At 70.5% G+C, this 14,333-nt stretch carries 12 protein-coding genes and 1 pseudogene; 2 read left to right on the forward strand and 11 right to left on the reverse strand.

Annotated features, from left to right (window positions below; genetic code table 11):
- Positions 1–173 precede the first annotated feature (173 nt).
- A complete protein-coding gene (locus ACZ60J_RS12925; protein ID WP_469681322.1) occupies positions 174–1,355 on the forward strand; it encodes a magnesium and cobalt transport protein CorA in 1,182 nt (393 codons plus the stop codon).
- A gap of 20 nt (positions 1,356–1,375) precedes the next feature.
- Here the strand turns inward: ACZ60J_RS12925 and ACZ60J_RS12930 are convergent, their stop codons facing one another.
- The 11 genes and pseudogenes from ACZ60J_RS12930 to ACZ60J_RS12980 form a co-directional block, all read right to left on the reverse strand.
- The gene (locus tag ACZ60J_RS12930) at positions 1,376–1,870 is read right to left on the reverse strand and encodes a barstar family protein (protein WP_469681324.1); all 495 of its coding nucleotides are present in this window, start codon (positions 1,868–1,870) and stop codon (positions 1,376–1,378) included.
- Positions 1,858–4,401 (reverse strand): annotated as a pseudogene (locus tag ACZ60J_RS12935) (RHS repeat-associated core domain-containing protein); the annotation flags it as partial. The pseudogene ACZ60J_RS12935 and the gene ACZ60J_RS12930, both read right to left, overlap by 13 nt.
- Positions 4,402–4,451: 50 nt before the next feature.
- Complete coding sequence (locus ACZ60J_RS12940) at positions 4,452–5,726, reverse strand: benzoate/H(+) symporter BenE family transporter (protein ID WP_469681326.1); 1,275 nt, start codon at positions 5,724–5,726, stop codon at positions 4,452–4,454.
- Positions 5,723–6,241, reverse strand: coding sequence for a helix-turn-helix domain-containing protein (locus ACZ60J_RS12945; RefSeq protein ID WP_469681328.1), 519 nt, complete (start codon positions 6,239–6,241; stop codon positions 5,723–5,725). Before ACZ60J_RS12945 ends, ACZ60J_RS12940 begins: the two co-directional genes overlap by 4 nt.
- A 130-nt stretch (positions 6,242–6,371) precedes the next feature.
- Positions 6,372–7,379, reverse strand: a complete 1,008-nt coding sequence (locus tag ACZ60J_RS12950) for a Gfo/Idh/MocA family oxidoreductase (RefSeq protein ID WP_469681330.1) — start codon at positions 7,377–7,379, stop codon at positions 6,372–6,374.
- Between the two features lie 4 nt (positions 7,380–7,383).
- Positions 7,384–8,691: a protocatechuate 4,5-dioxygenase subunit alpha gene (gene ligA, locus ACZ60J_RS12955; RefSeq protein WP_469681332.1), complete on the reverse strand. Its 1,308-nt coding sequence runs from the start codon at positions 8,689–8,691 to the stop codon at positions 7,384–7,386.
- Positions 8,692–8,716: 25 nt separating this feature from the next.
- A complete protein-coding gene (locus tag ACZ60J_RS12960; RefSeq protein ID WP_469681545.1) occupies positions 8,717–9,634 on the reverse strand; it encodes an amidohydrolase family protein in 918 nt (305 codons plus the stop codon).
- Between the two features lie 20 nt (positions 9,635–9,654).
- Positions 9,655–10,344 carry a 4-carboxy-4-hydroxy-2-oxoadipate aldolase/oxaloacetate decarboxylase gene (gene ligK / locus ACZ60J_RS12965; protein WP_469681334.1) on the reverse strand — a complete coding sequence of 230 codons (690 nt, stop codon included), beginning with the start codon at positions 10,342–10,344 and terminating at the stop codon, positions 9,655–9,657.
- 37 nt (positions 10,345–10,381) lie between these two features.
- Positions 10,382–11,407 (reverse strand): amidohydrolase family protein, encoded by a 1,026-nt coding sequence (locus ACZ60J_RS12970; protein WP_469681336.1) that lies wholly within the window; start codon positions 11,405–11,407, stop codon positions 10,382–10,384.
- Positions 11,408–11,438: 31 nt separating this feature from the next.
- Positions 11,439–12,650 carry a 4-hydroxybenzoate 3-monooxygenase gene (locus ACZ60J_RS12975; protein ID WP_469681338.1) on the reverse strand — a complete coding sequence of 404 codons (1,212 nt, stop codon included), beginning with the start codon at positions 12,648–12,650 and terminating at the stop codon, positions 11,439–11,441.
- Positions 12,651–12,774: 124 nt separating this feature from the next.
- A complete protein-coding gene (locus tag ACZ60J_RS12980) occupies positions 12,775–13,542 on the reverse strand; it encodes an IclR family transcriptional regulator (RefSeq protein ID WP_469681340.1) in 768 nt (255 codons plus the stop codon).
- 74 nt (positions 13,543–13,616) lie between these two features.
- Here ACZ60J_RS12980 and ACZ60J_RS12985 point away from each other — a divergent pair, with 74 nt between their 5' ends.
- Entirely contained in the window at positions 13,617–14,315 is a 699-nt protein-coding gene (locus ACZ60J_RS12985; protein WP_469681342.1) for a substrate-binding domain-containing protein, read from the forward strand.
- The last annotated feature ends 18 nt before the right edge of the window (positions 14,316–14,333 follow it).

The following is a 14,333-nucleotide window of genomic DNA, read 5'->3' on the forward strand; positions in this document are numbered from 1 at the left end:
TGTCCGCAACTCCGTTCCGGCCGCATCCGCCCCACCGGAACGCGCACGGACCACCCGGGGACCACCTGCTCCCCCCGGAGGACCCAGCGGACCCCGGAGCACCCGGCGGACCATTCACCCGGATATCCTGCACCTTGCCCGTAAACACCCGTTCGACCGGGAGCTGACCTGCGATGTCGGAGCGACCAGACCGCCGCCGCCCCTCGCCGCCGCCCGGCGCCGGGCCCGCGAAGCGGGTGGGCTGGCGGCGCCCGGCCGCTCTCCCCTCCACTCCCCCGGCCACACCCCCACGGGCCCCGAAGCCGGCCCCGCAGGCACCCACGCCCGCGGACCACCGCAGCGTGATCGACTCCGCGGTCTACCGCGACGGAGTCCGGATCGCCTCCCCCACCACCCTCGCCGACACCTTCCGTCGGCTGCGCGAACAGCCCGACGGCATGGCCTGGATCGGCCTGCACCGCCCCACGGAAGCCGAACTCCACTCCCTGGCCGACGAGTTCAACCTCCACCCGCTCTCCGTCGAGGACGCCCTGGAGGCCCACCAGCGCCCCAAGCTGGAACGCTACGGAGACACCCTCTTCGTCGTCCTGCGCGCCGCCCGCTACCTGGACGCGCTGGAGGAGGTCGACTTCGGCGAGCTCCACATCTTCGTCGGCCCCGACTTCCTGATCACGGTCCGCCACGGAGCGGCCCCGGACCTCTCGGCGGTCCGCCGCCGCATGGAGGAGTCCCCCGAACTCCTCTCCCTCGGCCCGGAAGCCGCCCTGTACGCCATCCTCGACGCGGTGGTCGACGGCTACGCCCCCGTCGTCGAGGGCGTCCAGATCGACATGGACGAGATCGAGACCGAGGTCTTCAGCGGCGACCCGGAAGTATCCCGCCGCATCTACGAACTCTCCCGGGAAATGGTCGAGTTCCAACGCGCCACCCGCCCCCTGGTCGGCATGCTCCACAGCCTGATGGCCGGCTTCGCGAAGTACGGCACGGACGAGGAACTCCAGCGCTACCTCCGCGACGTGGCCGACCACGTCACCCACACCAGCGAACGCGTGGACGGCTTCCGCCAGGCCCTCACAGAAATCCTGACGGTCAACGCCACCCTGGTCTCCCAACAACAGAACGCCGAAATGCGCGCCCTGGCCGAGGCCGGCTTCGAACAGAACGAGGAGATCAAGAAGATCTCCTCCTGGGCAGCCATCCTCTTCGCCCCCACCCTGGTCGGCACCATCTACGGCATGAACTTCGAGGACATGCCGGAGCTGAAGTGGGCAGGCGGCTACCCCTTCGCGATCCTCCTGATGGCCGTGGTCTGCGTAAGCCTGTACGTCATCTTCAAGAAGCGCGACTGGCTCTAGCCGGGAGCCGCGTGTGCCGACTAGGGGTGTGGTGGGGCCTGCAGAGATTCGAGCTGCCTCGCGAGGCCGGCCGTGGACTCCTTGCCGCATGACAGGACCACGAAGAGTTTGCTGAGCGTGACGCCCTCGGGTCTCTTGGTGTAGGACCACCGCTGACCGGCGCGCCATAGAGCTCTGAAGAACTCTTCGCGCGCGGCATCGTCCCCGGACAGCACGCTCTCGGCGGCGTCGACGATGAGGACGTGGTGGTCCGATGAGAGCCACCCGAGATCGCGAAGGCAGTCGTAGAAGGCGTTCCAGTTCCATCCGAAATAGTCGGGGAACTTGAGCGATTCATCGAATTGCTGAAACGTCGAGATCTCATCGGTCATATCGCGCCCGTCCAGGCGTGCCACGTAGACACTGCCGGACGCGGGCAGGAGTTCATCAAGGCATACGCCACCGCCTGCTGTGATGACGTGCATCCACGGGGCGATTCGGATTTCCGGTTCCTCTTCTGTCATCAGTTCACCCATCTGGGACTTTCACCCACAATGTACGTCTGGTAGTGAGTGGGAGTGTAGTAGGCGGACCCATCACTGCCGAGCACCCAACGCTCACCGCCCGGCGTGGGATTGTCCGGTGACGGGTAGGTTCCATATTCCCTATAGGTGATCGGCTGGCCTGATGGCTCGAGGGTGGGAAGCCGGTAGCCACCGTTCTTTCCACTGTTCTCGAATGGCTCCACCCACCATTTCGGCCCGTAGAATCCTGGGCCGCCTCCCCAGCCCCAGCCTTCCTTGCGCACGTCCTGAAGGACGTCCAAGGCCTCCGCGGGGATGGACTTGGGTACCCATCCGTGGATTCTGCTGACGTCTCCCAGCGTTTCTCCCGGAGTGAAGGTCGGGCAGGCCGCCAAACCCAGCGGGTCGACCCACGTGTGGGGATTGGGAACGTAGGCCGCCGGATTGGGTGCCGGCGTGAGACCCAGGGGGTCCTGGCTGAGGTAGCGGGCCGTTTCGGGGTCGTAGTGGCGGAAGTAGTTGTAGTGAAGGCCCGATTCCGGGTCGAAGTACTGGCCCGGGAAGCGGAGCGGGGTGTACGCCTTGCTGGTGGACGCCCAAGTGGTGGTGCCCCACACCGTGGTGCGGGTGCGCCAGGACAGCGCCCCGGCCTCGTCGATCAGTTCCGCGGGGGCCCCCACCAGGTCGGTGACGATGCTGAAGAAGCGGGCGTCCACGACCTCTTGGGGTGAGTCCCGGTGCAGGAGGCGTTCTCGCTGGGTCAGGGGCTGCAGGCCCTTGTGGTCCCAGGTCAGGACCACCGCATGGGCGAGGTCCGGCGATTGCGTCGTCTGTTCGCACAGGGTCGTGCCGTCCCAGGTGAACACGACCTGTTCCAGAACCGTCGTGCCGTCGGCAGCGAGGCGCTGCTTGGAAGTGCGGCGGCCGAGTGCGTCGTACGCGTAGCGCCATACGGCACCATCAGGCATGGTCACCCCGCGCAAGCGGTCCTCGGCGTCCCAGTCGTACCGCCAGGTGTCCGTGGTGCCGGACAGCCGGGTCCTCCGACGCAGGGTGACGCGACCCAACGCGTCGTGTTCGTAGCGCGTCCTGCCCGCGCGCTTTACCGTCGTGCCGGTGTACTCGCGTGGGCCCACGGCGTCCTGGCCCGGGTGGGTGGCGGGCCAGGAGGCGGTCGCCTGGTTGCCCGCTTCGTCGTAGGCGTACCGCTCGGTCCACCCCTCCGCCCGCACGGCGGTCACCCGGCCGGCCGCGTCCAGGTCGAAGGTCTTCGCGCCCGTGAGCTGGTCGTCCAGGCCCGTCGGGTTTCCGTCGGCGCGGTACGTGTAGTCGCGGCGCTGGATGCTGTGACCGGCGCAGGTGACGTGCTGGGTGGCGAGGCGGCCCCCGTGGTCGTACCGGGACGACAGCGTGACGGTATCGCCGATCCGGCGGGTGACCTCCCGGCCGACCGCGTCGTAGCCGAACGTGATGGGCAGATCGGCCGTGGCAAGGGAGGCGGGGTAGCCGACCGCGTCATAGGTCCAGGTGCTGACCGCCCCCGTCGGGGTGGTACGGCCGGTGCGGCGGCCGAGCTCATCGTGGGCGAACGCCGTCGTCCGGCCGTTCACCGTCTCGGACTTGAGGCGGCCGTAGCGGTCCCGCAAGCGCGTGAGCGCGGCATCCGGGCCGACCGCTTCCGCGAGCTGGTCGCCGGAGTCGTACGCGAAGGTGGTCACAGCGCCGGCGGCGTCCTTGCGGACGACCCGGTCCAGCTCGTCCCACTCGTAGCGGATGGTCTGGCCGAGCACGTCCGTCCGGGACACGAGCCGCCCTGCCGCATCCCTTCCGTACGTCAGCGTCCGGTCGCCGAAGTCGGTCTCGGCCAGGACCCGGCCGGCCGGGTCGTACACGTAGTCCCAGGTCAGTCCCTGGGGGTTGGTGACCTGGGTGAGGTGGAGGTCGGTGTCGTAGCGGAACCCGTAGCGGAAGCCGTCCGGCCCCGTGCGGGCCGTCAGGACGTCGAAGTCCGCGTACTCGAAGGTCGTGACCCCGCCGAGAACGTCCACGTGGGCGACGCAGTTGCCCTCGCCGTCGTACGTCCACGACTGCTCGCTGCCGTCGGCCTCGACACGGCGGGCGAGTTGGCCCTCGACCGTCCAGTCCATGCGCGTGACGGCACCCAGCGGGTCGGTGATCGACACGGCTCGACCGAAGGCGTCCCGCTCGTAGTACGTGGTCGCCCCCAGCGGATCGGTGATGGCGAGGGGCAGACCGGCGCGGTCGGAAACGATGGCCGAGGTGTTCCCGAGCGCATCGGTGACCGAGGTGACGACGCCGGTCTCGTCGTAGGTGAAACGGGTGATCGCTCCGGACGGCGCCGTGACCGACGTCCGGTTGCCGTGGGCGTCGAACTCCTGGCGCCGGACGTTGCCGTCGGTACCGACCGTGCGTATCGGGAGCCCGATCCCGTTGTACTCGGCTCGCGCCTGCCGTCCGTCCGGGCGCTCCACCACGGTCACGAGGCCCCGTTCGTCGAAGACGCAACACACGTGCCGAAGCGGGCCGGGCGGCGGACGAGAAGGAGGTGGACGGGGGGGGAACGGCGCGCGGGTCAGTTCGCTCCGGGTGTGGGTTGTTCGGTTCGGGTGGGGGGTGTCGTGGTCGGGTCGGGTTGCGGCTCGGGGCGTTGGTGGCGGTGCGTCAGTGCTGCGGTCAGGGTGCCGGCCAGGAGGCCCCAGAATGCGGAGCCCACTCCGAGCAGGGTCACCCCGGATGCCGTGGCCAGGAAGGTGATCACCGCGGCCTCCCGTGCGCCCTCGTCCGAGAGTGCCGAGGCGAGCGAGTTCCCGATGGTGCCCAGCAGTCCGAGTCCCGCGATGCCGAGGACGAGGGCGGTGGGCAGTGCGGTGAGCAGCGAGCCGACCGTTCCGCCGAAGACGCCGACTCCCAGGTAGAACACTCCCGCCCAGACGCCGGCCAGGTAGCGGCGGTTCGGGTCCTCGTGTGCCTCACGGCCCGTGCAGATGGCCGCCGTGATGGCCGCGAGGTTCAGTCCGAAGCAGCCGAACGGCGCGAGCAGCAGATTGGTGGCGCCCGTCCAGGTGATCAGGGGCGACACCGGCACCCGGTCGTAGCCGTCGCCGCGCAGGACCGCGACGCCCGGCAGGTTCTGTGAGGCCATCGTCACGACGAACAGCGGCAGCGCGACGCTGACGATCACCTGCCACGAGAACGCGGGGGCCGTGAAGACCGGTTCGGCGAAGGCGAAGCGGATCCTCCCCGGCCGCACGGAGCCCTGTACGGCCGCGACCGCGACTCCCGCGGCGAGCGCTGCGACGACCGCGTAGCGGGGCAGGAGTCTGCGGCCCAGGAGATAGACCGCGAACATGGAGAACACGACGGCGAAGTGGCCGTCCATGCGGGCGAAGAGTCCGGTGCCGAACTGTACGAGCACCCCTGCGAGCAGGCCCGCCGCGAGCGGCACGGGAATCCGTCCCATCACGCGCTCGAACCAGCCCGTCAGCCCGCTGAGCACGATCAGCGCGGCGGAGACGAGGAAGGCGCCGACGGCCTGGGCCATCGTCACCCCGTCGAGTCCGGAGACCAGCAGCGCGGCCCCGGGGGTGGACCAGGCGGTGACGACGGGGGCCTTGTACCGCAGGGACAGTCCGATGCAGGTGATCCCCATGCCGACCCCGAGGGCCAGCATCCAGGAGGTGAGCTCCCGCGGTCCCGCTCCTGCCGCTTCTGCGGCCGTGAAGACGATCGCGGCGGAACTGGTGACTCCCACCAACACCGTGATCAGGCCCGCCACGACGGCGGTGAGCGGCGTGGCCCTGCGCAGCTTCCGGGCTATCTCGGCTCGTCCGAGCCGGTTGCCCGTCACCGCGGGTAGCGCACGATCAGGAGCGCCTCGACGTCTCCCGAGGGCGCTTCGTACAGGTGCGGGACGTCGGCGGCCCAACTCGCGTGCATGCCGGGGCCGATCAGGGCGGGTGCGGCCAGCCCGCCGACGCGTGCGGTGCCGGCGAGGACGACGAGGTGCTCCGTCGTGCCGGCGGTGTGGGCGGCGGACTCCTGGGTCGCACCGGCCCGGATGCGCACCCGGTACGTCTCCGAGACCGCGTCGTCGGCCTCGAACCGCTCGACGAGGACGGCGTCGACCGCGTCGCCGGAGAGGGTGGCGGGAGACGCGAGATCGAGCAGCGCGGCGCTCAGGGGCACCTTGAGCGCCGTCGTCAGGGCGTAGAGCGTCTCCAGAGTGGGGTTGCGCCGACCGCCCTCCAGTTCGGAGAGCGTCGCCTTGCCGACGCTGGACCTGCGGGCCAGTTCGGACAGCGACATCCCCTGTGCTTCGCGCAACTCGCGCACGCGCGAGCCGACGCGGGCGGCCGGATCCATGGTGTTCCTTCCCCTGACCGGGGGTCGGTTGCTCCAGCACCCCGAGTGGATCCATCGTTCCATAAACAGAACGTTCCGTCTATGGAACCCGTCCGTCCCGACGACGCCCCGGGTGGGCGCGTCCCCGTGCTCAGGCGGTGATGGCGGCCAGTTGCTCCTCCAGGGCTGCCAGGGTCCGGTAGCAGGGCATCACCTGGGCGATGGAGGCGTTCGGTTCGCGGCCCTCGCGGATGGCTGCGACGAACTCGCGGTCCTGGAGTTCGATGCCGTCCATCGAGACGTCGACGCCGGTCACGTCGATCGGCTCGTCCTTGCCGGTGGCCAGGTCGTCGTAGCGGGCGAGGTAGGTGCCGGTGTCGCCGATGTAGCGGAAGAAGGTGCCCAGCGGGCCGTCGTTGTTGAACGACAGTGACAGCGTGCAGATGGCGCCGTTCTCCGCGCGCAGCTGGATGGACATGTCCATCGCGATGCCGAGCTCGGGGTGGATCGGGCCCTGGATCGCGTTGGCCTGCACGATCGGCGAGCCCGTCTGGTACGCGAACAGGTCGACGGTGTGCGCGGCGTGGTGCCACAGCAGGTGGTCGGTCCAGGAGCGCGGCTGGCCGAGGGCGTTGAGGTTGGTGCGGCGGAAGAAGTAGGTCTGTACGTCCATCTGCTGGATGGCGAAGTCTCCGGCACGGACCTGCTGCCGGACCCACTGGTGGCTCGGGTTGAAGCGCCGCGTGTGCCCCACCATCGCCACCAGTCCGGTGCGCTGCTGCGCCTCCAGGCACGCCTCGGCGTCGGCGAGGGAGGCGGCCAGCGGGATCTCGGTCTGGACGTGCTTGCCCGCTGCGAGGCAGGCCAGTGTCTGCGCGGCGTGCATCGGCGTGGGCGTGGCGAGGATGACGGCGTCGACGTCGTCCATCGCCAGTACCTCCTCCAAGGTCGCGACCCCGCGGCCGATGCCCTGCTTCTCGGCGAAGCTTTGGGCGCTTTCGAGGGTGCTGCTCACGACGGCGGTCACCTCGACGCCCTTGATCCGCCTGAGCGCGGCCGCGTGCTTGGCTCCGAAGGCGCCGCCTCCGGCCAGGGCGATCCGGATGGTCCGGTCCTCGGTCGTGCCGGGGATCGTGTCGGTGGTCGTGTCGGTGGTCATGTCGTCACTCCTTCTCGGCGGGCTTGCGGGCCCCCGGGTGGTTCTCCAGGATCAGGTGGCCTACGGCGGTGTTGGACGCCGGCACGTGGTAGAAGCGGTGCTTGAGCTCGATCCGTCCGGATCCGTCGAGGTCGCTCATCGCGCCGCGGGCGATCAGCCACATGACCAGCTCGATGCCCTCCGAGCCCGCCTCCTCCACGTACTCCAGGTGCGGGACCTGCGACAGCCCGGCCGGGTCCGCGATCAGGTCGTCGAGGAAGGCGTTGTCCCATTCCCGGTTGATGAGGCCGGCGCGGGGGCCCTGCAGCTGGTGGCTCATGCCCCCGGTGCCCCACACCTGGACCTTCAGGGGCCGGTCGTAGGACTCGATCGCCTTGCGCAGCGCCTGGCCGAGCCGGAAGCACCGGTCACCCGAGGGCACGGGGTACTGCACCACGTTGACGTGGAACGGGATCACCTTGCACGGCCACTCCTCGACGTCCCCGAACATCAGCGACAGCGGGACGGTCAGGCCGTGGTCGACGGTCATCTCGTTGACGAGGGTCAGGTCGAAGTCGTCCCTGATGAGGGAGTGCGCGATGTGCGCGGCCAGGTCTGGATCGCCCTCGATGCCGGGCACCGGGCGGGGTCCGTAGCCTTCGTCGGCGGTGGAGTAGGCCGCTCCGGTGCCGAGCGCGAAGGTCGGGATCAGCGACTGGTCGAACGTGCTGGCGTGGTCGTTGTAGACCAGGAAGACCACGTCGGGCAGGTTCTCCCGCGCCCACTGCTTCGAGTACGCGTAGCCCTCGAAGACCGGGCTCCAGTACGGCTCGTCGGTGATGTGGTGGTCGATCGCCGCGCCGATCGCCGGCACGTGCGAGGTGAAGACGGCGCCGGTGATCGTGGCGTGCTCGGCCGGCGGGGTCCGGTCGGCGTGTGCCGCTTCGAGGACGGCGTGGTCGATCCGGTTCCCCTCGACGGAGCGGCCGCCGCCGACCATCATGCCGCGGTACTCCTGCTCGGTCATGCCGGTCATCGAGCCCGCCATCTGCTGGAACGACAGCCCGAGCGTCGCGCCCCATTTGGCGAGGAAGTAGATGTTGCCGCCCTCGCGTATGGCGGCGTTGAGGTCGCGGTCGAGCAGCGCCTGCTTCTGTTCCTCCCGGAGCGGCCAGGCGTCCAGGTAGGCGCGCTCGTCGGCGAGGTAGAGCTCGCGGTTGTCCGCCGTCATCAGCGACATGCAGAACTGGTTGAGGTGGTATCCCCTGGCGGACTGCTCGGCGTCGAAGATGGTCGTCCCCGGCACCAGTTTGTAGGTCTTGTCCAGTGACATGGTGAGCCTCCGGTCGTGGGGTGGGTCAGCCGGCGTCCGGCCAGTACAGGCGCATGGGGTTGTCGACGAGGAGCCCCTGCTGCAGGGCCGGGGTGGGCGCGATGTGCGGGACGAAGTCCACGAGCAGGCCGTCGTCCGGCATGTGGCCGGTGAGGTTCGGGTGCGGCCAGTCGGTGCCCCACAGCACCCGGTCGGGGAACTCCTCGACCACGCGCCGGGCGAAGGGGACCACGTCGCGGTAGGCGTGCTGCTCCCCGTCGAGGGCCGGCGGGCCGCTCACCGACAGCCGCTCCGGGCAGGTCACCTTGCACCAGATGTCCGGCCGCGCCCGCATGAAGTCCAGGAACGCCTCGAACTCCGGGCCGTGCGGGTCCTCGGTGACGTCGGGCCGGCCCATGTGGTCGACGACCAGCGGCAGCGGGATCGAGAGGAGGAAGTCGCGCAGGTCGGCGAGGTCCGCCGCCTCGAAGTAGACGACCACGTGCCAGCCGTAGGGCGCGATCCGCTCGACGACGTCCCACAGGTCCTGCCGCGGCGCCGCGTCGACGAGCCGCTTCACGAAGTTGAACCGCACGCCGCGGACGCCCGCCTCGTGCAGTTCCCGCACCTGCGCGTCCGAGATGTCCGGCCGGACCGTCGCGACGCCCCGGGCCAGGCCTCCGGACGCCCGCAGGGCGTCGAGCAGGGCGCTGTTGTCGGCGCCGTGGCAGGTCGCCTGCACGACGACGTTACGGGCGAAGCCCAGGCGGTCGCGCAGCTCGAAGAGCTGCTCCTTGGAGGCGTCGCAGGGGGTGTACTTCCGCTCGGGGGCGTACGGGAAGTCCGCGCCCGGGCCGAAGACGTGGCAGTGCGCGTCGACGGCGCCGTCGGGCACCCGCAGCCGCGGCCGGCTCGGACCGGCGTACCAGTCCAGCCATCCGGGGGTCTTCGGGAAGGTCGTCATCCCGGTCATCCTCGTCCTCCTCAGTCCTCGTACCGCAGGCCGAGCTCGGCCAGCGGGCCGCGCATCGCGTACATGTCCAGGCCGAGTTCGCCCGTACGGAACCGGGCGCGCTTGCCCTCCTCGTTGGCCTCGCGCCGGGCCGCGGCCTCGGCGACCTCGGCGGCCCGCTCGCGCGGCACGACCACGACGCCGTCACGGTCGGCGACGACCACGTCCCCGGGCCTGACCAGGGCGTTGGCGCAGACGACCGGCACGTTGACGGAGCCGAGGGTGGCCTTGACGGCGCCCTTGGCGTTGATCGCCCGGGAGAAGACCGGGAAGTCCATCGCCTCCAGGTCGGCCACGTCGCGCACGCCGCCGTCGATGACCAGGCCCCGGCAGCCCCGGGCACGGAACGAGGTGGCGAGCAGATCGCCGAAGAAGCCGTCCTCGCTCTCGGTCGTGCAGGCGGCGACCACGACGTCGCCCTCCCGTATCTGTTCGGCGGCGACGTGGAGCATCCAGTTGTCACCGGGCTGCAGCAGCACGGTCACCGCGGTACCGCACATCCGGGCGGCGGGGTAGACGGGGCGTACGTAGGGGCGCATCAGCCCGACCCGGCCCATGGCCTCGTGGATCGTCGCGACGCCGAACGCCGACAGTGCGGCGACGGCCTCGGGATCGGCGCGGGTGATCGATGTGTGGACGACACCCAGCTCGGTGTGTTCCATGCGTTCTCCTCGTGGGGTTCGGTGGCCGGTCCGGGGTTCAGCGGCCGGCCGCGGCGAGGCGGGCTGCGAGGCGGGGGTAGACGCGCAGGGCGTTGCCGCTGTAGACGGCGGTGCGTTCCTCGTCGGAGAGGTGCGCGGTGGCCTCGACGTACCGCTTCGTGTCGTCGAAGTGGTGGCCGGTGCGCGGGTCGATGTCGCGGACCGCGCCGATCATCTCGCTGGCGAACAGGACGGACCGGCTGGGCACCACCCGCGTGAGCAGGTCGATGCCGGGCTGGTGGTAGACACAGGTGTCGAAGAAGACGTTGCCGAGCAGCGTCTCGGGGTCCGGCCTGCCCAGCGCCATCGCCAGGCCGCGGAAGCGGCCCCAGTGGTAGGGAGCCGCGCCGCCGCCGTGCGGGATCACGAACCGCAGGGTCGGGAAGTCGGCGAACAGGTCGCCCTGGACCAGCTGCATGAACGCCGTGGTGTCGGCGTTGAGGTAGTGGGCGCCGGTGGTGTGGAAGGCCGGGTTGCACGAGGTGCTGACGTGGATCATGGCGGGTATGTCGTACTCGGCCATCGCCTCGTAGAGCGGGTACCAGCTGCGGTCGGTCAGCGGCGGCGCGGTCCATCTGCCGCCCGACGGATCGGGGTTGAGGTTGACCGTCACCGCGCCGAGCTCCTCGACCGCGCGGCGCAGTTCGGGCAGGCAGGTCGCGGGGTCGACGCCCGGCGACTGCGGCAGCATCGCGCCCATGGCGAAGCGGTCGGGGTAGAGCGTGCAGACCCGGTGGATCAGGTCGTTGCAGATCCGCGCCCACACCGAGGAGACCTCGAAGTCGCCGATGTGGTGGGCCATGAAGCTGGCGCGGGGGGAGAAGATCGTCAGGTCGCTGCCGCGTTCGTCCATGAGGCGGAGCTGGTTGTTCTCGATCGCGTGGCGCAGGTCCTCGTCGGTGATGACCAGGTCGCCGGGATCGGGTGCGGGTCCGGCGGGGTCGATCGCGGCCACCTGCCGGTCCCGCCACTGCGCCAGCTGCGGCGGCGCGGTGGTGAAGTGACCGTGACAGTCGATGATCATGTGTTCTCTCCTGCTGGTCGTCGGGGTGCGGTCAGGCCCGGGAAGCGGTGGGCCAGCCGGTGTACTGCTCGGCGAGATAGGTGCGTCCGGCCCTGGTGCCCACCACGTTGTCGAGCTCGCCGAGCTGGCGCCGCAGGTCGAAGGAGGTGCCGCCGGGTGCGGTGTGCAGCAGTTGGGTCATCCAGGAGGAGAAGTTCTGCGCCCGCCAGATCCGCTGCAGGGCGCGCGGCTGGTAGTCGTCCAGCGCGCTCTCGCCCGTGTTGCCGAGTGCCCGCACCAGGACCTCGGCGAGCACCTTCACGTCGTGCAGTGCGAGGTTGAGTCCGCGGGCGCCGGTCGGCGGCACCGTGTGTGCGGCGTCGCCCGCGAGCACCATCGAGCCCCAGCGCATCGGTTCCTGCACGAACGAGCGGAACCGCAGCACCGTCTTCTCCAGGATCGGCCCCTCATGGAGGCGGAAGCCGTCCCGGCCGGCCACCCGGGCCTGGAGCGTCTCCCAGATGCGGTCGTCCTGCCAGGCGTCGACGGACTCGTCGGGGTCGCACTGGAAGTACATCCGCTGCACGGTCTCGGTGCGCTGGCTGATCAGCGCGAACCCGTGCTCGGAGTGGGCATAGACCAGCTCGGGCGCGCTCGTCGGCGCCTCGGCCATGATGCCGAACCACGCGAAGGGGTACTCCTTGCCGTGGCGCACCCTGCTTTCCTCGGGCACCAGTTGGCGGCAGCTGCTGCGCGACCCGTCCGCGCCGACCACGTACCGGGCCCGGATCTCGTGGCGGGACCCGTCGGGCGCCGTGTAGCGGACCCGGGGGGCGTCGGTGGTGACGTCGAGCACCTCGGTGTCCTTGACGCCGAAGTGGACCGTGCCGCCGTCGCGGGCGCGGGCGTCCGCCAGGTCGGTGAACACGTCGGTCTGCGGGTAGAGCCACACCGACCGCCCCACCAGCTCCTTGAAGTCGATGCGGTACGGGCGGCCGCCGAACCGGAGCTCGACGCCCTCGTGTTCGTGGCCTTCGCGCAGGACCCGGTCGGACACTCCGGTCTCGACGAGGTCCCGGGCCGCGTCGGCCTCGAGGATGCCGGCCCGCTGCGTGGTTTCGATCTCGTGGCGGGAGCGGGTGTCGACCACGATCGTCTCGATCCCCGCCCGCCCGAGCCGGTGGGCCAGCATCAAGCCGGCCGGACCACCACCGACGACGGCGACGGGAACCGAGGCAACGCTGTCGACGGCGGCGTCGGCCATGTCATCTCCTGAGCAGCTGCGAACGTTCCGGACACCCCGAACGTTGGCACCCGGGGCCGCCGCCGGTCTCCGGTGTTTCCGTCAGGCGGAAGCCCGCTCGAACAGCTGGAAGCCCGCTCGAAGCTCAGCCCGTCGCGTGGGCCCGTCGGCCGAGCTCGTCGGAGATCCCGTGGACGGCCCGAAGGAGGGGTTCCCGCAGCCCGCGCGCATTGCTCGCACCGCTCGCCGCGACGACAATCCCCAACGCGGCGCTGACCGGCCCGGTCCTGCCGATCCGTACGGGCGCCGCGACCGCGACCGTGTCCTCGGAGAGCTGCCGGTCGCTGAGGAAGACCTGTTCGCGGCGGATGCGGTCCAGTTGCGCGCGCAGGGTCTTCGGGTCGGTGACGCTGTGCGGGGTCCAGGCGCGCAGCGTCGATTCGAGGACCTCCTCCTGGATGTCCCGCGGTGCGTGCGCGAGCAGTACCCGGCCCATCCCGGTGGAGCTGACCGGGAACCGGGTCCCGACCGTCGTCAGGAGCTGTACCGACCGGTGCCCGGTGATACGTTCTACGAACACGAGCTCGGTGCCCTCGCGCACCGCGAGCTGGATGTTCTCGTGGGTCGCCTCGTAGAGGTCCTGCATGAACGGCAGGGCGGCATCGCGGAGGATCTGGGTCCGGGGGCATCCCGAGGTGATCTCCCAGAGCCTCAGCCCGACATGCCAGGCCCCGTCCTCCCCCCGCTCCAGCGCTCCCCATTCCGCCAGCTCCGCGACCACCCGGTGCGTGGTGCTGAGGGCCATGCCCGTGCGCTGGGCGATCTGCGACAGGGTCTGCGAGGGGTGTTCTCGGTCGAAGGCCGAGAGGACCTTGAGGACTTTTCCAGCCGCGGTGCTCCGGGTTGTGCTCACGCGGGCAGTCTCGCAGACGGGCGCCCGGCGGCCCGACCGGGCACCGTACGATCCGCGCACACCAAGGAGAAGACGTGAACCAGGAGATCTCCGGGCTGTCCTCGATGGCGACACGGCCGATCGTGGGCGAGCTGTCCGAACACATCCGGCGCGCTCACGGGATTCCGGTGCGCTTCGAATCGGCCGGCGGGGTGGAGATCGCGCGCCGGGTGCGCGAGGGCGCGGAAGCGGACCTGCTCGTGCTCGCCGACGGAGCCATGGCCGCGTTGGAGGAGGAAGGGCTCCTCCTCGGGGGTACGGTGCGTCCGCTGTGGGTCTCCCAGGTCGTCGCCGCCGTACCGGAGGGAGCACCGGTTCCGGCACTCGGCTCGGAGTCCGATCTGCGGGCCGCGCTCCTGTCCGCGAAGGGGATCGCCTACTCCACGGGCCCCAGCGGTACGTCCCTCATCGACCTGCTCACCCGGCTGGGTCTCGCGGACACGCTCGGGGACCGGCTCGTCCAAGCCCCGCCGGGGGTACCCGCGGGCAGCCTGCTGTCGTCCGGCCCGGCCGACCTGGCCTTCCAGCAGCACAGCGAGCTCATGGACCTGCCGGGCGTGGTCGTCATCGGCCCGCTGCCGGGCGATGCCGCCATCAGCTCGGTGTTCAGCGGGGCCGTACCGGCCGCGTCCGCCCGGCCGCACCGCGCCCTGGAGGTCCTCGGCCTCCTCGGTTCCGACGCGGCGGCGGGGATCGCCCGCGGAAGGGGCATGCGGGCGGCCGGGGACCGCTGACCCGGGCGGGTCGGGGTG

The sequence above is a fragment of the Streptomyces sp. NPDC104226 genome (assembly GCF_055584085.1).

Coding starts and splice junctions, on each gene's coding strand:
- ligK (WP_469681334.1), bottom strand. CDS start 10,344: ATGGAACACACCGAGCTGGGTGTCGTCCACACATCGATCACCCGCGCC.
- ACZ60J_RS12975 (WP_469681338.1), bottom strand. CDS start 12,650: ATGGCCGACGCCGCCGTCGACAGCGTTGCCTCGGTTCCCGTCGCCGTC.
- ligA (WP_469681332.1), bottom strand. CDS start 8,691: ATGTCACTGGACAAGACCTACAAACTGGTGCCGGGGACGACCATCTTC.
- ACZ60J_RS12930 (WP_469681324.1), bottom strand. CDS start 1,870: ATGGGTGAACTGATGACAGAAGAGGAACCGGAAATCCGAATCGCCCCG.
- ACZ60J_RS12925 (WP_469681322.1), top strand. CDS start 174: ATGTCGGAGCGACCAGACCGCCGCCGCCCCTCGCCGCCGCCCGGCGCC.
- ACZ60J_RS12945 (WP_469681328.1), bottom strand. CDS start 6,241: ATGGATCCGGCCGCCCGCGTCGGCTCGCGCGTGCGCGAGTTGCGCGAA.
- ACZ60J_RS12960 (WP_469681545.1), bottom strand. CDS start 9,634: ATGACGACCTTCCCGAAGACCCCCGGATGGCTGGACTGGTACGCCGGT.
- ACZ60J_RS12950 (WP_469681330.1), bottom strand. CDS start 7,379: ATGACCACCGACACGACCACCGACACGATCCCCGGCACGACCGAGGAC.
- ACZ60J_RS12970 (WP_469681336.1), bottom strand. CDS start 11,407: ATGATCATCGACTGTCACGGTCACTTCACCACCGCGCCGCCGCAGCTG.